Source organism: Streptomyces sp. NBC_00224 (assembly GCF_041435195.1).
Lineage (GTDB): Bacteria > Actinomycetota > Actinomycetes > Streptomycetales > Streptomycetaceae > Streptomyces.
On the sequence record NZ_CP108106.1, the window covers coordinates 7,946,932 to 7,967,858 of the forward strand.

17 protein-coding genes are annotated in these 20,927 nt (G+C 72.2%); 6 read left to right on the forward strand and 11 right to left on the reverse strand.

The features are described 5' to 3' along the window. Positions 1-12 precede the first annotated feature (12 nt). Positions 13-1,245, reverse strand: a complete 1,233-nt coding sequence (locus OG965_RS35530) for a hypothetical protein (RefSeq protein ID WP_371656175.1) — start codon at positions 1,243-1,245, stop codon at positions 13-15. 753 nt (positions 1,246-1,998) lie between these two features. Here OG965_RS35530 and fusA point away from each other — a divergent pair. Next, positions 1,999-4,095, forward strand: coding sequence for an elongation factor G (gene fusA, locus OG965_RS35535; protein WP_371656176.1), 2,097 nt, complete (start codon positions 1,999-2,001; stop codon positions 4,093-4,095). A gap of 71 nt (positions 4,096-4,166) precedes the next feature. Here fusA and OG965_RS35540 read toward each other — a convergent pair whose 3' ends face one another. From OG965_RS35540 to OG965_RS35570, 7 genes are all read right to left on the reverse strand, one after another. After that, positions 4,167-4,829 (reverse strand): peptidylprolyl isomerase, encoded by a 663-nt coding sequence (locus OG965_RS35540; protein WP_371656177.1) that lies wholly within the window; start codon positions 4,827-4,829, stop codon positions 4,167-4,169. A 200-nt stretch (positions 4,830-5,029) separates the two neighbouring features. Continuing rightward, positions 5,030-5,968, reverse strand: coding sequence for an AraC family transcriptional regulator (locus tag OG965_RS35545; protein WP_371656178.1), 939 nt, complete (start codon positions 5,966-5,968; stop codon positions 5,030-5,032). A gap of 30 nt (positions 5,969-5,998) precedes the next feature. Next, positions 5,999-6,922, reverse strand: coding sequence for an NADP-dependent oxidoreductase (locus tag OG965_RS35550; protein ID WP_371656179.1), 924 nt, complete (start codon positions 6,920-6,922; stop codon positions 5,999-6,001). 201 nt (positions 6,923-7,123) lie between these two features. After that, the gene (locus tag OG965_RS35555; RefSeq protein ID WP_371656180.1) at positions 7,124-8,233 is read right to left on the reverse strand and encodes a glycoside hydrolase family 26 protein; all 1,110 of its coding nucleotides are present in this window, start codon (positions 8,231-8,233) and stop codon (positions 7,124-7,126) included. Further along, positions 8,230-9,978, reverse strand: coding sequence for a glycosyltransferase family 2 protein (locus OG965_RS35560; RefSeq protein ID WP_371656181.1), 1,749 nt, complete (start codon positions 9,976-9,978; stop codon positions 8,230-8,232). The genes OG965_RS35555 and OG965_RS35560 overlap by 4 nt, the downstream gene beginning before the upstream one ends. A gap of 124 nt (positions 9,979-10,102) precedes the next feature. After that, the gene (locus OG965_RS35565) at positions 10,103-12,106 is read right to left on the reverse strand and encodes a PQQ-binding-like beta-propeller repeat protein (RefSeq protein WP_371656182.1); all 2,004 of its coding nucleotides are present in this window, start codon (positions 12,104-12,106) and stop codon (positions 10,103-10,105) included. Between the two features lie 70 nt (positions 12,107-12,176). Further along, positions 12,177-12,476, reverse strand: coding sequence for a hypothetical protein (locus OG965_RS35570; RefSeq protein ID WP_371656183.1), 300 nt, complete (start codon positions 12,474-12,476; stop codon positions 12,177-12,179). 356 nt (positions 12,477-12,832) lie between these two features. On the opposite strand from OG965_RS35570, the gene OG965_RS35575 reads away from it, so the two are divergent. Both OG965_RS35575 and OG965_RS35580 read left to right on the forward strand, forming a co-directional pair. Then, entirely contained in the window at positions 12,833-14,329 is a 1,497-nt protein-coding gene (locus OG965_RS35575) for an IMP dehydrogenase (RefSeq protein WP_371656184.1), read from the forward strand. A 98-nt stretch (positions 14,330-14,427) separates the two neighbouring features. Continuing rightward, positions 14,428-14,697: a DUF6225 family protein gene (locus OG965_RS35580; RefSeq protein WP_371656185.1), complete on the forward strand. Its 270-nt coding sequence runs from the start codon at positions 14,428-14,430 to the stop codon at positions 14,695-14,697. Between the two features lie 44 nt (positions 14,698-14,741). On the opposite strand, the gene OG965_RS35585 is transcribed toward OG965_RS35580, so the two are convergent. Beyond that, positions 14,742-15,362: an L-threonylcarbamoyladenylate synthase gene (locus tag OG965_RS35585; RefSeq protein WP_371656186.1), complete on the reverse strand. Its 621-nt coding sequence runs from the start codon at positions 15,360-15,362 to the stop codon at positions 14,742-14,744. Positions 15,363-15,454: 92 nt separating this feature from the next. Between OG965_RS35585 and OG965_RS35590 the strand changes: the two genes are divergently transcribed. Then, positions 15,455-16,105: an HAD family hydrolase gene (locus tag OG965_RS35590; protein WP_371657150.1), complete on the forward strand. Its 651-nt coding sequence runs from the start codon at positions 15,455-15,457 to the stop codon at positions 16,103-16,105. 40 nt (positions 16,106-16,145) lie between these two features. Here OG965_RS35590 and OG965_RS35595 read toward each other — a convergent pair whose 3' ends face one another. After that, positions 16,146-17,045, reverse strand: a complete 900-nt coding sequence (locus OG965_RS35595) for an arginase family protein (protein ID WP_371656187.1) — start codon at positions 17,043-17,045, stop codon at positions 16,146-16,148. Positions 17,046-17,123: 78 nt separating this feature from the next. After that, positions 17,124-18,221, reverse strand: coding sequence for a threonine synthase (thrC, locus tag OG965_RS35600; protein WP_371657151.1), 1,098 nt, complete (start codon positions 18,219-18,221; stop codon positions 17,124-17,126). Between the two features lie 83 nt (positions 18,222-18,304). On the opposite strand from thrC, the gene OG965_RS35605 reads away from it, so the two are divergent. Next, positions 18,305-19,141, forward strand: coding sequence for a MurR/RpiR family transcriptional regulator (locus tag OG965_RS35605; RefSeq protein ID WP_371656188.1), 837 nt, complete (start codon positions 18,305-18,307; stop codon positions 19,139-19,141). Positions 19,142-19,370: 229 nt separating this feature from the next. Beyond that, a complete protein-coding gene (locus OG965_RS35610) occupies positions 19,371-20,894 on the forward strand; it encodes a flavin-containing monooxygenase (RefSeq protein ID WP_371656189.1) in 1,524 nt (507 codons plus the stop codon). The last annotated feature ends 33 nt before the right edge of the window (positions 20,895-20,927 follow it).

Genomic DNA, 20,927 nt, shown 5'->3' on the forward strand with positions numbered 1-20,927 from the left:
CGATGGGGGCGGTCATCCGGCCCGATGGCCGGTCTTCCCGGGTGGCAGGGCGGTCCTCGCGGCGGCGGCCCGGCGCAGCCGGTCCCGTACCGCGATCCACGCGGCCACACCGAACTGCGTGAACATGATCAGCGCGGCGACCGCCGCGTCCCAGAAACCGTGGTCCGGCGAGCCGGAGGACAGTGCCGTGTGGAAGCGGGTCGTGAAGCCGACCAGGACGGGCACAGCGGCCGTCGCCGCGAGGACGCAGAGCAGCACGCTGCCGACGAGGAGGAGCGGAACGTACCAGCGCAGCACGGCCAGTTCGCGGTCCGTGGCCCGGGCGGACACCGCTGCCGTGGCGGCGCGGCGACGGCGGCGGAGCCACGCGGTCCGCTCGCGCAGATACGCGCGCGCGAGCTCCTGGAGGTCGGGCAGGGCCAGGGTGTGGGCGAACAGATGGTGCAGATCCGTCTCCAGGAAGAACAGGCACTGCCAGGCCATCCGCATCAGCGCGCCGAACGCGAGCGCGAGGGCGAGACCGCCCCACACCGTCACCTCGCCGTGCACCAGCAGGTCGGCCTCCGCCGCCAGGGTGAGCACCGAGGCGACCAGGGCGTCGGCGACGAGCCCCGCCAGGACGGGCAGGACGCGCTTGCGCCTCGGTACCCCCATCAGCCCGACCAGGGTGGTCTGGAACACCACGAAGTACAGCCGGCGCCCCAGGCTGAGCCGGCTGGGCAGCCCGAGCCGCCGTCCCGCCAGCACATGGAAGGACTCGTGCAGCGCGATGCCGGGGAACTGGCCCAGGAACGAGGCGAGTTCGACCAGAAGCAGTGACGGTGTGAAGAACACCTTCGACGGGCCGGGGCGCAGTTGGGGGTGGCGCACGGCCACCGCGACGGCCGCTGCGGTGAGCACGGCGTACAGGCCCCAGGCGGGTGCGGAGAAGACGGCGGTGCCCAGGCGCTGGAGCGGCACGTTCCGCGGGGTGTCCGGTGGCGGCCCGGTCTCGTCGTCCCGGCGGATGAACCGCAGCTCGTCGAGGGTGTCGACGAGGTCCTCGATGTCGGCTTCCTCGCCGTACGCGGCGGTGTACCGGCGCGCGGCGTCGGCGAGCGTGGCGCCGTCGCGCAGCCAGCCGACCACGGCGGCGGCGTCGGCGGGGAACACCGCGAAGGAGTCGATGTCGGAGCGGCCGATGACGACGTCCTCGCCCTCCTCGACGAACGTCAGCGGATGGAGTGCGACACGGACGCCTTCCACGGCCCTCCCCTCGGGGAAACGGGCGTGTGCGGCCCGGCGTCGGCGGACCGCACACGCCGTGCCCTGGTGCTCAGCACCACCAGTCGTAGACGGACGTACCGCTCGTCAACCGAACCGGACCGGTCTTGCGGATCCTGAACTTCTTCATCCCGGCCTTGGGCTGCTTGAGCTGCTTCATCCCAACCGTCCTCCGTCTTCGTGGGAGTGGGAGGCCACCGCGCCCGCACGGGTTGGCCCGTCGGCGTGGTCGTCGCGCTGTGGTGGCTGCCCCTGCCGAGAGAGTCGCGGTGGATCTGACTGTTCGTCAATGGCCATAGTTGAACCCATGTAGGTGTACGGCGAAGTCGGGCCACGGCGGGTGTTCCGACCCTCGGAAAATCCGGTGTCGGCAACCCGGTCCACCTCACTACACTCACACCGCAGCGGCCACGGGAACCCGGGCCGCCAGTCGACCAGTTGAGGGGAGCCCGGCATGCGTGCGTACACCGCTGTCGCCGTTCCCACGTCGCGGTTCGACGTGATCCTGGTGTCCACGCCCTCCCGGTGACGGCTGCGCGGCCGCCACCGGATGCCCGCGACGAACTACTGACTGCTGCCCGCACCGTGAACCACGTACGGGCGGCCCGGTCATGCCCCCGATGCGTCCTCAACTCTCCCGCCGCATCAGGGGTTTCCCTTCCCTGGGTCCAGACCCATCGTGTCGTCCGGGAATCGCGCTGCCCATTTTCGCTTCATCCTGAAAGGCCTCGGGCCGTGCGTACCAACCTCCGACCCCACCCCACCCGTCCGCTGACCGTCATACGGAATCTCGGCATCCTCGCCCACGTGGACGCGGGCAAGACCACCGTCACCGAACGCATCCTGTACGCGACCGGCGCCACCCACAAACGGGGTGAGGTCCACAACGGCACGACCGTCACCGACTTCGACCCGCAGGAGCGCGACCGCGGCATCACCATCTTCGCCGCGGCCGTCAGCTGCGACTGGGACGGTCACCGGATCAATCTCATCGACACACCCGGCCACGTCGACTTCTCCGACGAGGTGGAGCGCTCGCTGCGGGTGCTCGACGGTGCCGTCGCCGTGTTCGACGCGGTCGCGGGCGTCGAGCCGCAGAGCGAGTCGGTGTGGCGGCAGGCCGACCGGCACCAGGTGCCCCGGATCGCGTTCGTGAACAAGCTGGACCGCGCCGGTGCCGACCTGGACACGGCGGTCGCGTCGATCCGGGACCGGCTGCACACGGTCCCGCTCGTCGTCCAGCTGCCGATCGGTCGGGAGGACGGCTTCACCGGCGTGGTGGATCTGGTGCGCATGCGCGCGCTCGTCTGGGGCGCGGGCGGCGAGGCGTACCAGGAAGGCCCGGTCCCCGACGGCCTGCGCGAGGAGGCACTGCGGCGGCGCCGACTGCTCGAAGAGGCGGTGGCGGAGCTCCACCCGGTCGCCCTGGAGGAGTTCTGCGCCGGTGCGGCGCTGCGGGACGCCACCTTGGCCGCGGCGCTGCGCGACCTCACGCGCGGTGGCGAGGGCGTCGTGGTGCTGTGCGGCTCGGCGTACCGCAACCGCGGGATCGAGCCGCTGCTCGACGCCGCGGTGGCCTACCTTCCGTCCCCGCTGGACGTGCCCGCCGTACGGGGCACCCTGGGCGGGGAGGTGCGGGAGCGGGCCGCCGACCCGGCCGCGCCCTTCGCCGGGCTCGTCTTCAAGGTGACCGCGACCGCCACCGGCCGCCTCACCTATGTGCGTGTGTACGCCGGAACCATCGAGAAGGGAGACACCGTGCTGGACGCCACGGCCGGGCGCACCGAGCGCATCGGGCGGATCCTGCGCGTACAGGCGGATCGGAACACCGAGGTGGACCGGGCGCTCGCCGGGGACATCGTCGCCGTGATCGGGCCCAAGTCGGCCCGCGCCGGGGCAACTTTGTGCGCACCGGACGCACCGGTCGTCTTCGAACCGCCGTCCGTCGCGGCCCCGGTCGTGTCGGTGGCGGTCGAGGCCTGCAGGAGCCTCGACACGGACCGGCTGGCCTCGGCGCTGGCCCAACTCGTCGAGGAGGACCCCTCGTTGGCGGTGCGAACGGATGCCGAGACCGGGCAGACGGTGCTGTCCGGGATGGGCGAGCTGCATCTGGAGGTCGCGGTGGAGAAGATCCGCCGCGCCCAGGGCCTGGAGCTGAGCGTCGGGCGGCCGCAGGTCGCCTATCGCGAGACGGTTGCCCGTGGGGTGTCCGCACTGCTGTACCGGCATGTCAAACAGGAGGGAGGAGCGGGCCAGTTCGCCCATGTCGTCCTCGACGTGGAGCCGCTCGACGCCGCCGAAGCCACCGGCGGCAACGCGGAGGGCTTCGTGTTCCGTTCGGCTGTCACGGGTGGCCGGGTGCCGCAGGAGTATGTGCGCGCGGTCGAGGCCGGATGCCGGGACGCGCTGGCCGAGGGTCCCCTCGGCGGGCACCCGGTCACCGGGCTGCGGGTCACGCTGACCGACGGCGCCACCCACGCCAAGGACTCCTCGGAGATGGCGTTCCGCACGGCGGGCCGCTTCGCGCTGCGCGAGGCCCTGCGCACGAGCACCATGGCGCTTCTGGAGCCGGTCATCGAGGTCACGGTCACGGTGCCGGACAGCGCGGTGGGCGCGGTCCTGGGTGACCTGGCGGCTCGGCGCGGCAGGGTCTCGGGGTCGGTCGCCCGGGCGGGCACCGCGGTGGTCACCGCGACCGTGCCGCTGGCCGAGCTGTTCGGCTACGCGTCCCGGCTGCGCGGCCGCACCCAGGGTCGGGGCACCTTCACCACGCGGCCCGCGGGCTACGCCCAGGTCCCGGCGGGGGTGGCGGACACCCTGCTGACCCGCTAGCGCCCCACGATGGCCCCGCCCGCGGAGGGCGGGGCCATCCCGGTGTCCGGCCGCGCCCTCCGCCCGTCCTCCTACCGGTTCTTGATCTGTACGCGCTTGATGTTCACCGGCAGCGTCGGGAACCCGTCACCGGGCCCGTTCTGGTCGTCCTCGCCGCCCGCGGCGATCTTCTGCAGCACGTCGAGACCGGCCGTGACCTTCCCGAACGGCGTGTAGGCCGGGGAGAGTTTGGTGTCCTTCCAGACGAAGAAGAACTGGCTGCCGTTGGTGTTCGGCCCGGCGTTGGCCATCGCCACCGTACCGGCCGGATAGGTGGCGCCGGTGAGGTTCTCGTCGGGGAAGGAGTAGCCGGGGCCGCCGCTTCCGGTGCCGGTGGGGTCGCCGCACTGGAGCACATAGATGCGGGCCGTGGTGAGCCGGTGGCAGTGCGAGCGGTTGAAGTAGTCGCGCTGGGCGAGGAACTTGAAGGAGTACGTGGTGCACGGGGCCTTGTCCGTGAGCGCCTGGAAGGTGATGGCGCCCTGGCCGGTGCGCAGGGTGGCGCTGTAGGGCTTGGCGGCCTTCACCGGGTCGAAGACCGGTATCCCCTTGAAGTTGTCCGCGGGCACGGCCGGCGTATAGGTGCAGGCGGTCGCGGACCCGGGGGCGGCCGGGGCGGCGGCTGCGGCCTGCGTCGCGGCACCGAGGGGCAGCAGGGCGGCAGCGGCGAGCAGGGCGTACGGCTTACGGAGCACGAGACGGGTCCCTTTCGGATCGACACCGGACGGGTGTGTCATGGCCGCCTCATCCTGCCCGCTGCGGCGCGCGCCATGCCAGGGGGCGGGGAGGACCGCCTCGGCGACGGGAACAGGGGCGCGAGTTCGCGGCGGCCGCCCACCCAACCACTCGTAACGGCCGAGTGGTTGGGTGGGCGGCGTGAGCGTACGCGTCCGGGTCAGGCCGCCCTGGTCTGGCGGCGGTAGCCGCCGGGGGCCAGGCCGTACTCGCGCTTGAAGGCCTTGGCGAAGGCGAACTCCGAGCCGTAACCGGTGCGCGCCGCGACGGACGTCAGCGGGGCGTCGGTCTCGCGCAGCAGCCGCGCGGCCGTCGTCATGCGCCAGCGCGTCAGATACGCCATCGGCGGCTCGCCCACCAGCGCGGCGAACCGCCGGGCGAACGCGGCCCGGGACAGCCCGGCCCGCTCGGCCAGCGACTCGACCGTCCACTGGGCCGACGGGTCCGCGTGGATGGCCGACAGGGCAGGTGCCACCGCCGAGTCGCCCAGGGCCGCCGCCCAGCCCCGGGCCGCGGCCGGAGACTGCTCCTCCAGCCAGGCCCGCAGGATGTAGAGCAGCAGCGAGTCGATCAGCGTGGGCACGATGCCGTCCGAGCCGATGCGCGGGTTCTCCAGCTCGGAGCCGAGGAGCTGGACGGCGGCGCTCAGTTCGGGGTGGCGGCCGTGCCGCGTCTGGAGGTGGATCACCTCGGGCAACTGGTGCACCAAGGGGTGCGCGCGACCCTGGTCCAGGTGGTAGTTGCCGCACAGCAGACTCGCCTCGGGGCCCTCGCCGCCGACCGTGACCGAGCCGAGCGGCGCACCCCCTCGGCACTGCTCGGCCTTGGCCTCCACCGCCACGGTGGAGGGGTGGTCGGCGAGGATGTGGCCCCGCCCGTCGCGCAGGAAGACCACGTCGCCGGGGTTCAGCGGGATCGGTTTGAGGTGCGGTGGTGAGTCCTCCAGGGGGACCAGCCAGCACGTCCCGTACAGCACCACATGGAACCCGGCCCCCGCGACCGCCGGCAGCCGCAGGCCCCAGGGGGCGCGGCCGTTGGTCCGTACGGACGTCGGGTGTCCCGTGCGCATCGAGGCCAGCGCCTCAGTGAGGATGTCCATCCGGCCTCGCCCTCCCTGGTGGTCCGTCGGTCAGACCGTCAGGACAATCTTGCCCTGGACGTGTCCCGCGCCGACGAGCTCGTGCGCCTTGGCGGCCTCCTCCAGCGGGAACGTCTCCTCCACGTACGGACGGATCGCACCCGCGTCGACCAGCTCGGCGATCGCCTCAAGGGCCGCGTGGTCCGGCTCGACGGAGATGCCCGCGAAGCGCCGCCCGGCCGCCTCGACGCGCGCGGCGAGCTCCGCGTCGCCGTGCTCCAGGATGGAGACGAGGGTGCCGCCGGGGCGTACCGAATCCAGCAAGAGGTCGCCCTGGGCCGCGGAGTCGAAGACTATGTCGGCGTCCTTGACGGCCTCGGTGACGTCGGTGGTCCGGTTGTCGATGACCTCGTCGGCGCCGAGGCCGCGCACGAAGTCGTGCCGGGCCGCACTGGCCAGGGCGATCACATGGGCGCCGCGCGCCTTGGCGATCTGCACCGCGAAGTGCCCGACGCCGCCGGCCGCCCGGTGGATCAGCACCCGGTCGCCCGCCTTGACGCCCGCCGCCTGCACCAGGCCCTGCCAGGCCGTGAGCGCCGCGAGCGGGATGGCGGCGGCGTGCACGTGGTCGACGGAGGCGGGCTTGCGGGCCACCTGGTGGGACGGGACCAGGACGTACTCGGCGTACGCGTTGGCGGCGCGGGGGAAGAACGGCATCCCGTACACCTCGTCGCCCACCTCGAACCGGGCGCCGGGGCCGGCCTCCTCGACCACCCCGGAGATGTCCCAGCCGACGCCGAACGGCGGCTCGCCGAGCAGCGGGTAGGCACCGGACCTGACGGCCACGTCCACCGGGTTGACCGCGCTGGCGTGCACCTTGACGAGGAGCTCGCCGCCCAGCGGCTTGGGCCGCTCGACCTCCACGAGCTTGAGAACCTCGGGACCGCCGAAGGACTTCTGGATCACTGCACGCACGGTAACTCTCCCTAAGTCGACACGAGTTGCCGCCCGACTCGACGCCCAACTCGGTGTGCCCTGCTTGATGTCCTCAACCTTAGGGAGATCGAATGAGCCGCAGAATGGCTTTCCGTCTCACTTATATGTCCCATCGTCTCGCTGCTGGGTGTTCTCGGTGGGGGAGCGGGCCGCCGACGACTGGTTCTGGGCGGCCCGGGTTCAGCGCAGCCGTGGCGTCGTGCCCGGCCCCCAGTGCTGCTGGTAGCGGGCGGCCGAAGCGCCTGTGGTGAAGGCGGTCGAGGACGCGGGGGAGGTGCCCACGCGCCAGTCGATCTCCTTCACGGCCTGGTACCAGATGACGCCGATGATGTCGCGGTGGCGGGGCAGCGAGCGGAACATGCCGGTGATCCACTCGGCCTTGCGTCCGGCCGCGTCGGTGGCGCCGACCTCGGTGATGACCAGCGGCTTGCGGGTGAAGCGGCGCAGTTCGGTGCGGGTGGGGGTGAAGAGGGCGTCGAAGGACTGGTAGTTCTCCTTGCCCACGGTGCCGTAGTAGCCGGACAGACCCACCCAGTCCACGTACGCGTCTCCGGGGTAGAGGCGGGTCAGTGGTGTGGAGTTGGTGTAGCTCACGTTGGGGCTCCACACCCACACCGCGTTGTGCGCGCCCGCCGCGTCGAAGACCTGGTGGATGTGGCGCCACGCCTGCACGTACTCCCCGCGGCTGTTGCCGTTGGACTGTTCGCACCAGGGATACCAGTAGCCGTTCATCTCATGGGCGAAGCGGATGGCCACCGGGTAGCCGAGGGAGGCGATGCCGCGTGCCCATGAGCGTACGTACGCGTCGAAGTCGCCGTGGGCGATCCGGGACAGGCGGTACGCGGGTTGTTCGCCGCGCAGTCTAGGTTCCTTGGCCTCCTTGACGTGGTCCCACGGCTCCCAGGCGACCATGGGCAGCATGCCCCGCTCGGCCACCCGGTCGATGGCCGCCGCGTCGAAGCGGTCGTGCGCCCAGTCGGCCGAGAACTCGAAGACCTGCGGCCGGTGCCCGGTCTGGCGGGTGAAGTCGGCGGCCTCCGTGAAGTCATGGGTGCCCTGGGAGGTGAAGACGCCGAGGAACGCCTTTCCGGGGGCGGGGAAGGGTGTTCCGGGGTGAGGTGTGCTGTTTCCGGCGCCCGGCAGTCGGGTCGTCGGGGGCAGGACGGCGTCGGCGCGGGCGGCCGCCGCGCGGCGGCCTCGGTCCGCGAGGTCCGGGGCCACCTGGAAGGTGTACCAGCACAGGACGACGGCGCAGAGCAGCGCGAGCACCCGTGGCGCGGTGATCCTCACGGGTCGGCCCTCGCGGTGCGCAGACGCGTGGAGACACCGTCGGCCAGTGCGAGCAGGGGCGGCGCCGACCCGGCCGCCAGACACAGCAGCGTCCAGATCCGCATGCCCGTGTAGTCGTGGTGGTGCAGGAAGCTGACGACAAACAGGCCCCCGGCCAGCAGCGCCCAGATCAGATGCAGCCGGAAGGTGCGCGGCGACTCGGCGCTGCGCAGGTCGCCCTTGGCGGTGACGACGTATGCGAGCGGGCGCCGCAGCAGGGCGTTCACCGCGGCGGCGATGTACACGGGCCCGGCGAACAGCGTCAGCAGGATGCCCGCCATGCCGATCTCGCGCCTCTCGTGTTCGGCGAGGTTGAACCGGCGCAGCCACAGCCACAGCGCGAACGACCCGGCCATGCCCGCCGACCACAGCAGGAACCAGGGCAGCCCAGGTAGTTGGATCGACGACACCCCCAGCAGCATGTACAGGGCGGTGGCGAGGGTGCCGAGCGCCAGGTTCACCGCGATGCTCGGGTAGTAGAACTGCACGAGGTCGTACAGCAGCCGCTGGCGGGGCCTGAGGCGGATGCCCTGCCTCAGCCTGGGGTTGAGCTTGATCTCCCAGATGCCGTACGCCCAGCGCTTCTGCTGGTTGAAGTAGTCGGTCCAGGTCGTCGGCCCCTCGCCCACGGCCACCACGTCGGGGGTGTAGACGCCCTTCCAGCCTTGTCCGGTGGCGGGGTTGAGCGTCCCGTGCACCCGCATGCTGGTCAGATGGTCCTCGATGATCGAGTCCTGGTAGCCGCCGATCTGCTGCCAGGCGGCCACCCGGTAGAGGTGGTTGGTGCCGATGAGCAAGGGGGCGTCCAGGCCGTTGCCGCCCCGCTCGACGATGCTGCTGAACAGGTACTGCTGTACGGAGGCGCCGTGCGCGACCCAGTTGTCGTACGCGTTCCCGTACACCTGCGGGGCGACCACGAACGCGGTGTCGGGGTCGTGGAAGTAGCCCAGGGTCCGCTCCAGGAAGCACGGCAGCGGCACGTGGTCCGGGTCCATCTGGGCGACCACGTCGTACCGGTTCTCGTGCTCGGCGCGCCAGGCGTTGTGGTTCCCGGACTTGGTGCGGGCGCGGAACGGGCCCGACGGGCGGTTGTACTCGGGCCGGTCCTTGCGGCTGAAGTGGTGGACGCCCAGGCGCGCGGCCATCTGCCGTACGGTCGGGTCGTTGCCCTCGTCCAGGATCCACACGTCCACCGCGCAGTCCCAGCGCTCCACTTCCAGCATGGCCCGCAGTGTCCGCTGTACGACGGCGAGGGGCTCCTTGGAGGGCACGATCGTCGTCAGCATGGCGACCCGCAGCCTGCCCGGCGGGGTCATGGGAATGGGGTCCCGCGCCCGGTAGGCGAACACCCAAATCGCCACCGCCTGCACGACTTTGATCGCCTCGACCGCGATGACCAGGCAGAACCCGACCCGGGCCAGACACAACCCGAACCCGCCCAGGCCCGTGACGCCGGGGCCGGGCACATGCTCGGGCAGGAGCAGCCAGCCGATGAAGACGAGGTCGGCCAGGGCGGTCGCGGTGACCAGTGCCGTGAGCGAGATCCGGTCACGTGTGTCCAGCACGGAGAGGAACCCCACCTCCCGGCGCGGGTTGGCCAGCGGGCCGCAGCCCCGGGCCGCACGCCGATAGGCCGTGACGGCCGACGCGTTGCGGCGGCGCCTCTTCTCGGCGCGCCGGTCCGGCCGGGATGGATAACTGGACATGTCCCCCCTTGCTGACCGACAACATCACCTTGGCGTGAAAAGGCCGCTACTTGCGGTGAGTAGGACTGCCGTCGTCCGCTGTCCGGTTCCCGCCCTTCGCCGTGATCGGGTGTTCGGACGCGCGTCAGAGGCGAACGGCGTACAGGGCACTGTCGTCGCAGCCGAAGTACACCGTGTCCTGTGCGACGGCCGGGGAGTGCACCGGACCGGGGGCGAGAAAGCTCCAGAGCTCCTTGCCCGTCGCGGCGTTCAGCGCGTACAGCCTGCTGTCGTCGCTGCCCACGTACACCATCGCTCCCGCCACCGCCGGGGTGTGCACATCGCCGGCGGCCATGAACGTCCAGACGGTCTTCCCGGTGGCGGCCTCCAGCGCGTACAGCGCCTTGCCGCCTCCCACGTACACCAACCCCCTGGCGATCGCCGGGCTGGAGCCGACGGACGCGCCCTCGAACCGCCAGACCTGCTTCCCGGTGCCCGTGTCCACCGCGTACAGACCCCCGTCGGTGCTGCCGAAGTGGACCAGGCCGCTCGCCACGGCCGGGATACCGGACACGGCGCCCCGGGTGGTGAACGCCCACTGCTTCTCGCCGGTGGCCGCGTTCACCGAGTACAGGTTGGTGTCGCTGCTGCCCACGTACACCGACTCACCGGACACGGCGGGGGAGTGGGTGTCGTTTCCGGCGGTGAAGGCCCAGCGGCGCCTGCCGGAGGCCACGTCGACGGCGTACAGCCGGTGGTCGGCGCTGCCGACGTAGGCGACGCCGCCGGTCACCACCGGGGTGTGGACGATGCCCTGGGTCGTGAACCGCCAACGGACCGCCCCCGAGCGCGCGTCGAAGGCGTACAGGACGCGGTCGTCGCCGCCCAGATAGACGCTGCCGCCCAGCACGGCGGGCGCGGAGCCGATCGCCGAACCGGTCGTGTACGCCCAACGCCGCCGTCCGTCGGCCGTGTTCAGCGCGTACAGGGTGCCGTCGTTGCTCGCCGCGTACACCAGGTCACCCGCCACTCCGGGGTACGACAGGACCGTGCCGGTGGTCGCGAAGCGCCAGCGCGGCGACCTCGCCCCGGACGGCTCGCCGCCGCGCGTGAGTGCCCAGCCGACGGCCGCCGCGCCACCGGCCGCCAGGGCGCCGACGGCGCTGTACAGCACACGCCGACGGCCGACCGGCCGCCCACGGGTGGCTTCCGGCCGGTCCGGCGACTGCTGGGGGCGCAGGGGTACGGAGACGGGCGACGCGGTCGTCGAGGTCGGCGCGTCCGGAAGGGCCGGCGCCGTATCCTCGCCGTGCCACGGCTCCGGCAGCCAGCCCGGGGCGAGCAACTCCACCGGTGACCGCCCGCCGGTCAGGGCGTGCATCAGCGCGGGCAGTTCCGGGCGGTCGGCGGCCTTCTTCGCCAGGCACCAGCCGATCAGGTCGCGCAACCCCGTGGGCACCGCCTGGAGATCGGGCTGCTCGTTCACCACCCGGTACAGCAGCGCCGGTACCGACGCCTCCCCGAACGGGCTGGTCCCCGTCGCCGCGTAGGCCAGCACCGAACCCAGCGAGAACACGTCGGACGACGGCTCGACCCGGTACCCCTGGATCTGCTCGGGCGACATATAGCCGGGTGAGCCGATCGTGGTGCCGGTCAGGGTCAGCCCGCTGTGCTCGCAGAGCCGGGAGATCCCGAAGTCGATGACGCGCGGCCCGTCCTGGGCGAGCAGCACATTGGCGGGCTTGAGATCCCGGTGGATGAGGGACGCGCCGTGGATCGCGGTGAGCGCCTCCACCAGCGCCGCGCCGAGCGCCCTGACGGACCGCTCGGGGAACGGGCCGCTCTTCTGCACCGCCCGCTGCAGGGAGGGGCCCGGAATGTACGCCGTCGCCAGCCACGGCCGGGCTCCCTCGGGGTCGGCGTCGACCACCCCGGCCGTGAAGAAGTCGCTCACGGCACGGGAGGCGATCACTTCACGGGCGAACCGCTGCCGGAAGGCCGGGTCCTGGACGTACTCCGGCCGGATGACCTTGATCGCCACCTTGCGGCCACTGGGGGAGTACCCGAGGTAGACCCGGCCCATGCCACCGCTGCCCAGCTGGGCGACCAGCCGGTACGGCCCCACGGTGGCCGGGTCGTCAGGCCCCAACGGCTCCAAGGTGCCCCCCGGGTCGCTTCCTGGACTTCACCACGTCGCTCGCCCGAAAGCGTAGCGCCGGTCAGGCCGCGCCGCTCACCCCCGGAGCCACGAACCGCCGGTGCATCGGCAGCAGTTGGGTGTCCGGCTGACCGACGATGCCGGCCTTCTCGACGGCGGGCGCGAGCCGTTCGCCGAAGAACCGCTCGAACTCCTCCTGGGAGTCCCAGACATCGGTGACGTGAAGTGAGCCGGCGTCGAACCACGCCACGTGCAGACAGGCACCGTCGGGCGCCTGCTCCTCCCAGCCCACGGCTTCACGCACCGCGTCGTACTGCTCGGGGGTGACTCCGGCCCAGCTCAGCGACAGGACAACGGCCATCGACTGCTCCTCTCCCGGTCTTGCCCGCCTCTTGCGTCGGGCGGGCCAATTCTCGCCGTGAGGGTCCCCTTTGAGACACCGAACCCGAGGGCGTGCGGCAGCGTACGGGAGCACGTACGGGGACCGCCGCGCCCCCGGCCACCGGGCCACCACGATTCGTGCTGCGGTGAGTTGATCGATAAGGTGCCAGGTCACGACCGCACCCCCGTTCGATCCACGGGCCGGTCAGGGCTCTGCCGCAGTTGGTGGCACCTCCACAACTGCCGTGCTGATCTCTGCCTGCCCGGGCCCTGCGATACGGGGGCGGTCCTCACGGCGGGGCAGTCGGGCCCCGGCCGACGGGTCAGGAGGAACGAGTGGCACAGATCATCGCCGAGGTCTCGCGGACGTTCAACGAGTTTCTGCTCTTGCCGAACCGGACGCGGACCGACTGCTCGGCCGCGACGGTTGATCTGCGCACGCCGCTGGTGCGGCACATCGCGGGCGAGGCGTCGGCGATCGAACTCCAGTCCCCGTTCACGTCCGCGATCATGCAGGCCGTGAGCACACCCGAACTCGCGATCGCGCTCGCGCGAAACGGTGGATTCAGCTTCCTGCACCACAACCAGTCGATCCAGGACCAGGCCGCGGCGGTCCGCCAGGTGAAGAACTTCAAGGCCGGGTTCGTCACCAGCGACACCAACGTCCGCCCCGAGGACACCCTGAGCCTCCTGGTCGACGTCATGCGCCGCACCGGTCACAGCACCGCCGCGGTGACCCACGACGGGACCGCCACCGGCCGCCTGCTCGGCCTGGTGACCTCCCGGGACTTCCACCCCCAGCGCCATGATCTGGACGGACCGGTCAGTGGCCGGATGACCGCTGTCGCCGACCTGGCCCATGCCGGGCCCGACATCACGCTCTCCGAAGCCAACGCGCGGCTGTGGGACGAACGGCTGGACTGCCTCCCGGTGCTGGACACCGAGGGGCACCTGCAGCATCTGGTGTTCCGTTCCGACTACGCGGACAACAAGCGCTTCCCGAACCAGGTCGTGGACGCCGCCAAGCGCCTGCGGGTGGGCGCGGGTATCAACACCCACGACTACCAGGAGCGCGTCCCGGCCCTGCTGGAGGCAGGCGCGGACGCGTTGTGCTTCGACTCCTCCGACGGCTACAGCGACTGGCAGGCGCAGGCTCTGACCTGGGTGAAGAAGCACTATCCGGAGATCCCGGTCGGCGGCGGCAACGTGGTCGACGGCGAGGCGTTCACCTTTCTCGCCGAGGCGGGAGCGGACTTCGTCAAGGTCGGGGTGGGCGGCGGCTCCATCTGCATCACCCGGGACCAGAAGGGCATCGGCCGCGGCCAGGCCAGTGCCGTGCTCGACGTCGCGGCGGCCCGGGACGCCTTCCGCGAGCGCACCGGTGAGTACGTGCCGATCTGCTCCGACGGCGGGCTGGTGCACGACTACCACGTGGCCCTGGCGCTGGCGATGGGCGCCGACTTCGTCATGATGGGGCGTTACTTCGCCCGCTTCGACCAGGCGGCCGGCGCGAAGCTGCCCACCCGTGACGGCTTCGTGAAGGAGTACTGGGGCGAGGGCTCGAACCGGGCCCGCAACTGGCAGCGCTACGGCCAGGGAGGCCAGGGTCTGGTCTTCGAGGAAGGCGTGGACGGCTACGTCCCCTACGCGGGCGACCTCAATGAAGGCCTCGCCCTGACCGTGGCCAAGCTCAAGACCACGATGGTCTCCTGCGGCTCCACCACCCTGCCGGAGTTCCAGTCCACGGCCCGGCTGACCCTCGTTTCGGACCAGAGCTTCCAGGAGAGCCACGCCAACGTCACCCTGCGGGACACCCCGGGGACGGTCTCCTGACGAGCTGCTGAGTCCCGCCGTCCTTCGAGCCCGCAGGATGACCCGGCCCCCGGCGCGGTGACGCGGCGGGGCCCGTCGGCGCCGCTAGCCTCGGGCCCATGACAGACACCTTTGAGCACAACCCCCGGGTGTGGACCGCCGCGCGCCTGCGCGAAGCACTCCAGGGGCTGCCGGACGACACCCCCATCCACGTCGGTGTGGCGGACGGGCCGGGCGACTTCGACGGGTACACCGAGTACGCGCTGGTCAACCTGGAGCCGGTCGAGAAGGACACCGCGACCGCCGGGCCCGCCGCCGTGCACAGCGACGTGGAGTACACGCTCTTCGCGGACTTCAAGGCGGGCCAGTACCACTACGACCTGGACTGACCGCCCGCCGATGTGTGTCCGGGGCGAGGTGTGTCCGGCGCCCGCTACTCGAAGCGCGAGGTGTCGCCCGCCCCACGCCGTACGATCTCGACCTCGCCGCCGGAGAAGTCGATGACGGTGGTCGGCTCGGTGCCGCAGTCGCCCGAGTCGATCACGGCGTCCACCACGTGGTCGAGGCGCTCCTTGATCTCCCACCCCTGCGTCATCGGCTCGGCCTCGTCGGGCAGGAGCAGGGTGCTGGAGAGGAGCGGCTCACCCAGGTCGGCCAGCAGGGCCTGCGCGACGGTGTGGTCGGGGATGCGTACTCCGACGGTCTTCTTCTTGGGGTGCAGCAGCTGGCGCGGCACCTCCCTGGTCGCGGGCAGGATGAAGGTGTAACTGCCCGGCGTCGCCGACTTGATGGCGCGGAACACATCGTTGTCGATCTGCACGAACTGGCCGAGCTGCGCGAACGTCTCGCACACCAGGGTGAAGTGGTGACGGTCGTCGAGCTGCCGGATCGACCGGATCCGGTCGATGCCGTCGCGGTTGCCGAGCTGGCACCCCAGGGCGTAGCAGGAGTCCGTCGGGTACGCCACGAGCGCGCCGGACCGGATGCTGTCCGTCACGCTGCTGATGGTGCGCCGCTGCGGATTGTCGGGGTGCACATCGAAGTACTTGGCCATCCGCCGAGTCTACGGGCCGCGCCGCGATGGTGCCCGGGGCGCCCGTTCACTCGTCGGGGTGGTGCGATGATCGCGGTGTGACCAGCACTCTTATGGATACCGCCGATGCCACCGCGGTGGGCAGGCACGTTCTGTTCGACGTCGACGGTACGTTGATCGACGCCGTCGACAACCAGCGCCGGGTGTGGCGGACATGGGCGGAGCGCTACGGCCTGGACCCCGACGAGGTGTACCGGGTGGCGCTGCGGACCCGGCCCCTGGAGACCTTCGCGAGCGTGGCCCCGCACCGCGATCCGCACGAGTGCCTGGCCGCGCTCCACGAGCTGGAGGACGAGGACGTCCGCTCCGGTGTGTACGCCGCATTCGCGGGGGCGGCGGAGCTGCTCTCCGCCCTGCCGCCGGGCTCCTGGGGGCTGGTGACGTCGAACTACGAGCACCGGGTGCGCGGACGGTTCGCCCGGACCGGGCTGCCGGTGCCGGAGGTCCTGGTGGACGCCGCCGCGGTGACGGAGGGCAAGCCGTCGCCGGTGCCCTATCTGCTCGCGGCCGAGCGGTTCGGCGCGCTGCCGGAGAACTGCCTGGTGGTCGAGGACGCGCCGTCCGGGGTGCTGTCCGGGCTGCGCGCGGGCATGACGGTATGGGGGGTGAACGCGCCCGTCGCGGTGGACGGAGTGCACCGCCACTTCGCGAGCCTGAAGGAGGCGGGGCCGGAGATCCTCGCGTTTGTGACCGGAGCGGGGTGAGCGGGCGGGCGGCGCGTGTACGGGCCGTCCGCGCCGCCGCTCAGGAGCGGGGACCGAGGGCTTCCACGACCAGGTCCGCGAGGAGGCGGCCCGCCGTGCCGTCCGGGTCGAGATCGGGGTCGTAGATCGTGAGGTTGAAGCCCACACACCGCTCCGACCGCACCAAGGCGCCCAGGAGCAGGGCGAGTTCGTCGGGCAGCAGCCCGCCGGGGTCGGGGCTGTCGACGGCGGGCATCACGCTCGGGTCGAGGACATCGGCGTCCAGATGCACCCAGAACCCGTCGAGCGCGGCCGTCTCCAGGGACTCGCGCACCGATGCGCCGATCTCCGCCGGGCCCCACTGCCTGATCTCCCCGACCGTCGCCGTCGGGACCTTCAGTTCGGCGAACTCCGCCCGGTCCTCGTCGTCGTCCCGCATCCCCAGGATCCGGACGTCCTCGTCGCGTACGTACGGGCGCAGCCCTTCCAGATCCGTCAGGTCGGCCTGGCCGCGCCCGGTGGCCAGGGCCAGCTCCTCGCCGCCGGCCGCGCCGATCCGGTCGGAGTTGCCCGGGTGGCGGAAGTCCGCGGAGCCGTCGATCACGACGATCCCGTACCGGCCGGTGCGGCGCAGTGCCAGCGAGGCGCCGAGCTGGATGGAGCAGTCCCCGCCGAGCACGACGGGGAAGTCGCCGGCCCGGACGTGGTGTTCGACGCGGTCGGCGAGTTTACGGGTGTAGGAGGCGATGGCGGCCGCGTTGAAGACGCCGTCGCCCTCCTGCCAGTCGCCGCGGTCGTAGCGCGGCGGCACCACCACCCCGCCCTCGTGCGCCCCGAGCCGCCGCACGATGCCGAACTCCCGCATCGCACCGGCGAGTTTGTAGCAGCCGGGGACCGTGCCCGGGGTGGGCGGGCGCAGGCCGAGGTTGGACGGGGCGTCGATGACCACGAGACGTCGCATGCCGGACATCCTCACCGAGGACGGGCCTCCTCCTCAACAGTGATTCCCCTGTGTGAGGGTGATCCGCCCGGCCGGGCGTCAGGACGTCAGGTGCAGGGCCTGGGCCACGTCCGCCGTGCGGGCCGAGGACGTGGTGGACTCGTAGCCGCCGCGCATTGAGGCGTCGGGGTCCTTGAGGCCGTTGCCGGTGACCGTGACGACCACGCGCTGCCCGGCGTCGAGGCGGCCCGCGCGGTGCTCGGCGAGCAGTCCCGCGATGCCGGCCGCCGACGCGGGCTCGACGAAGACGCCCTCGTGGCGTGCGACGAGCCGGTACGCGTCGAGGATCTGCTCGTCGGTGACGGCGCCGATCAGGCCGCCGGAGCTGTCGCGCGCCGCGATCGCGCCGCGCCACGAGGCGGGGTTGCCGATGCGGATCGCGGTGGCCACCGTCTCCGGCTCGGCCACCACCTCGCCGTGCACCAGCGGCGCCGCGCCCGCCGCCTGGAAGCCCCACAGCCGGGGCCTGCGGCTGGCGATTCCCGCGGTGCCGTACGCGTCGTAGCCCCGCCAGACGGCCGTGATGTTCCCGGCGTTGCCGACCGGCAGGCAGTGGATGTCCGGCGCGTCGCCCAGCGCGTCCACGACCTCGAACGCGACGGTCTGCTGGCCCGCCAGGCGGTGGTCGTTGACCGAGTTCACCAGCGCGACCGGGTGGTGCTCGGCCAGCTCGCGGGCGATGCGCAGACAGTCGTCGAAGGAGCCGGTCACCTCGACGATCTCGGCGCCGTAGCGGACCGCCTGGGCGAGCTTGCCGAGGGCGATGTGGCCCCGGGGGACCAGGACGGCGGCGCCGATGCCCGCACGGGCCGCGTACGCGGCGGCCGAGGCGCTGGTGTTGCCGGTCGAGGCGCACACCACCGTGCGCGCGCCCGCCTCGACGGCCTTGCTGACCGCGACCGTCATGCCCCGGTCCTTGAAGGAGCCGGTGGGGTTGGCGCCCTCCACCTTCAGCCACACGTCGCAGCCGGTGAGCGCCGACAGATGGGCGGCCGGGACGAGCGGCGTGTTGCCCTCGTGGAGCGAGACGACGGGTGTGGTGTCCGTGACGGGCAGCCATGCGCGGTAGCCGTCGATGAGGCCGCGCCAGGGGCGGGGCCGTACGGAGGTGGTGGTGGCGGAGGAGCGCTCGTCTATGGTCACGAATGTTACTGTAACCCGAGAGTTTCAATAGATGCGAAACAATCGTTTCATCACCGGCGATGGCGGCGGGGAGTGGCATGGCGAACGACGACGAGGTGGCGGCCCGGCTCGGGGCGGTCTATCCGGAGCTGCCGCGCGGGGAGCAGGCCATCGTGCGGGTGCTGCTCGACGACTATCCGTTCGCCGCCCTGGGCTCGCTGCGCTCCCTCGCGGACCGGGCGAAGGTCAGTCCGCCGACCGCCTCCCGGCTCTTCGCCCGGCTCGGCTGGTCCGGCTTCGCCGACTTCCAGGCCGCGGTCCGGGCCGAGGGCCGCGAGCACGACCGCTCCCGGCTGCGCGAGTTCGTGGCCACCGCGCCCGACGGCCCTCGCCGGGCGGCTGAGCAGCTCAGGGCCGGGCTCGACGCCACCGTCGCCGCGGCCGGCGAACCCCTGCTCGCCCGGATCGCCGCACTGCTCTCCCAGGCGCGCGGAGTGTGGGGGATGGGCGGCCCCCTGAGCGAACTCGCCGCCGACTATCTGGTCCGCCAGCTCGCCAGCCTGCGCCCGGGCGTGCGCCGGGTGCCGGACGGGGCGGCCGAGCGGGCCCGGGTGCTGCTCGACCTGGGCCCGGGCGACCTGATCGTCGCGTACGACTTCCGCCGCTACAGCGACACCACCGCGCGGTTCGTGCGCGCGGCCCGGGCGCGCGGGACGCGGCTCGTGCTGGTCACCGACGCCTGGGAGTCCCCGCTGGCCGCACACGCCGAGGTGCTGCTGCGGCTGCCCCGCGACGCGGCGGGCCCCATCGCCCCGCTCACCCACGAGATCGCGGTGACCGAGCTGATCCTGGTCGCGACCGTGCCGCTGCTGACCGAGTCGCCCGGTCGACTGGAGAACCTCGACGCCCTCACCGCGGAACTCGGCCAGGACTGAGCGGCCCGCCGCCGGGCGAAGGAGAGGGGCGTACGGGGGCGCTTTCCATCGGGCCGCGCGCGCAGGGCGCAGGTCTTCGCGCTCTGCCGGGCCGCTCGGGCGGTACGAGACGGTGGCACGGTCCGATCGCCGTACGGGAAGGCCCATCGATGCCACGAGGTGTGCAGCCGACCACCGTGACCCGCACCGGCGTCCTCGCGTACACCGCCGGGCCCGCCGGATTCGCGCGATGATCCCCGCGCAGGCTTCCCGTCCCGGCAGGGACGCGCACGTGGTGGTCGTCGGAGCGGGCTTCTCCGGCATCGGCGCCGCCATCCGGCTGCGGCAGGCGGGGTTCCGCGAGGTGATCGTCCTTGAGAGGGCGCCCCAACTCGGCGGCACCTGGCGGGAGAACACCTATCCCGGCTGCGCCTGCGACGTGCCCTCCACGCTCTACAGCTACTCGTTCGCCCCGGACACCGCCTGGACGAGGTTGTTCGCCGGGCAGCCGGAGATCCACGCCTATCTGCGCTCGACGGCCGAGCGGTACGGGCTGGGCGAGGTGCTGCGCTGCGGGGTGCGGGTACTGGGGGCTCGCTGGGACCCGGCGGGCGCGCGCTGGCGCCTGGAGACCAGCGACGGCTCCTACAGCGCGGCGGTACTGGTCCTGGCCACCGGGCCGTGGCATGTGCCGCGCCCGCTGGAGGTGCCCGGCATCGAGGACTTCGCCGGACCGGTCCTCCACACCGCCCGCTGGGACCACGAGGTCGACCTCACCGGCCGCCGCGTGGCCGTGGTCGGCAGCGGCGCCTCCGCGGTCCAGCTCGTGCCCGAGATCGTGTCCCGCGCGGCGGAGGTACGGGTCTTCCAGCGGACCGCCCCCTGGGTGCTGCCCAAGCCGGACGTGCCGGTCCCGGCCGCGTTCAACTGGTGCCTGGACCGCGTGCCCGGCGCCCGCAAGGCCCTGCGCGCCGGGCAGTACGGCCTCCAGGAGGGCCTGGGCTGCGCCTTCCGCCACCCGGAACTCGCCCGGCTGGTCGAGGCGGGAGCCCGGGCACACCTGCGCCTCGCGGTCCGCGACCGGCGCACCCGCCAGGCGCTCACGCCGGACTACCGACTGGGCTGCAAACGCCTGCTGACCTCCAGTACCTACTACCAGGCCCTGGCACAGCCGCACGTCCACCTCCACCCCACCGCCGTGGCGGCCGTGCGCGAGAAGGCGGTCGTCGGCGCCGACGGCACCGTGGCCGAGGCCGACGTCCTCGTCACGGCCACCGGCTTCCGGGTCGGTGAACTGCCCCTGGCCGAGAGCCTGTGCGATGCCGACGGCCGTACGCTGCGAGCGGCCTGGGCCGGTGAACCGCAGGCGTACCTGGGCAGCAGCGTCAGCGGCTTCCCCAACCTCTTCCTGCTCCTGGGGCCCAATCTGCTCGGCGGTTCCACCTCCGCGATCAGCGTCCTGGAAGCCCAGCTGACCTACCTCACCGCCGCCCTCGCCCATCTCCGGCGCACCGGGCACGCCGCCCTGGACGTCCGGCCCGCCGCACAGGCCTCGTACAACGCGGCGGTGCAGGAAGCGCTGGCGAGCACCGTGTACAACACCGGCGGCTGCACCAGCTACTACCTCGCGCCCAGCGGGCGCAACACCTTCGCCTGGCCGTGGTCCACCGGGCGGCTGGTGCGCCGGCTGAGCCGCTTCGACCCCGGCGCGTACACCTGGCGGGCGCCGGCTGTCCTGGGGCCGGAACTGCCCGAGACGGCCGAGGCGTTGTAAGGGGCGGCGAAGCTCCAGCGGGGCGGTGTCGGG

What these genes read in the sequence shown, in the direction of transcription:
- OG965_RS35605 (WP_371656188.1), top strand. Translation starts at nt 18,305, where the DNA reads ATGGCGAACGACGACGAGGTGGCGGCCCGGCTCGGGGCGGTCTATCCG.
- OG965_RS35595 (WP_371656187.1), bottom strand. Translation starts at nt 17,045, where the DNA reads ATGCGACGTCTCGTGGTCATCGACGCCCCGTCCAACCTCGGCCTGCGC.
- OG965_RS35610 (WP_371656189.1), top strand. Translation starts at nt 19,371, where the DNA reads ATGATCCCCGCGCAGGCTTCCCGTCCCGGCAGGGACGCGCACGTGGTG.
- OG965_RS35590 (WP_371657150.1), top strand. Translation starts at nt 15,455, where the DNA reads ATGGATACCGCCGATGCCACCGCGGTGGGCAGGCACGTTCTGTTCGAC.
- OG965_RS35560 (WP_371656181.1), bottom strand. Translation starts at nt 9,978, where the DNA reads ATGTCCAGTTATCCATCCCGGCCGGACCGGCGCGCCGAGAAGAGGCGC.
- OG965_RS35580 (WP_371656185.1), top strand. Translation starts at nt 14,428, where the DNA reads ATGACAGACACCTTTGAGCACAACCCCCGGGTGTGGACCGCCGCGCGC.
- OG965_RS35545 (WP_371656178.1), bottom strand. Translation starts at nt 5,968, where the DNA reads ATGGACATCCTCACTGAGGCGCTGGCCTCGATGCGCACGGGACACCCG.
- OG965_RS35570 (WP_371656183.1), bottom strand. Translation starts at nt 12,476, where the DNA reads ATGGCCGTTGTCCTGTCGCTGAGCTGGGCCGGAGTCACCCCCGAGCAG.
- OG965_RS35585 (WP_371656186.1), bottom strand. Translation starts at nt 15,362, where the DNA reads ATGGCCAAGTACTTCGATGTGCACCCCGACAATCCGCAGCGGCGCACC.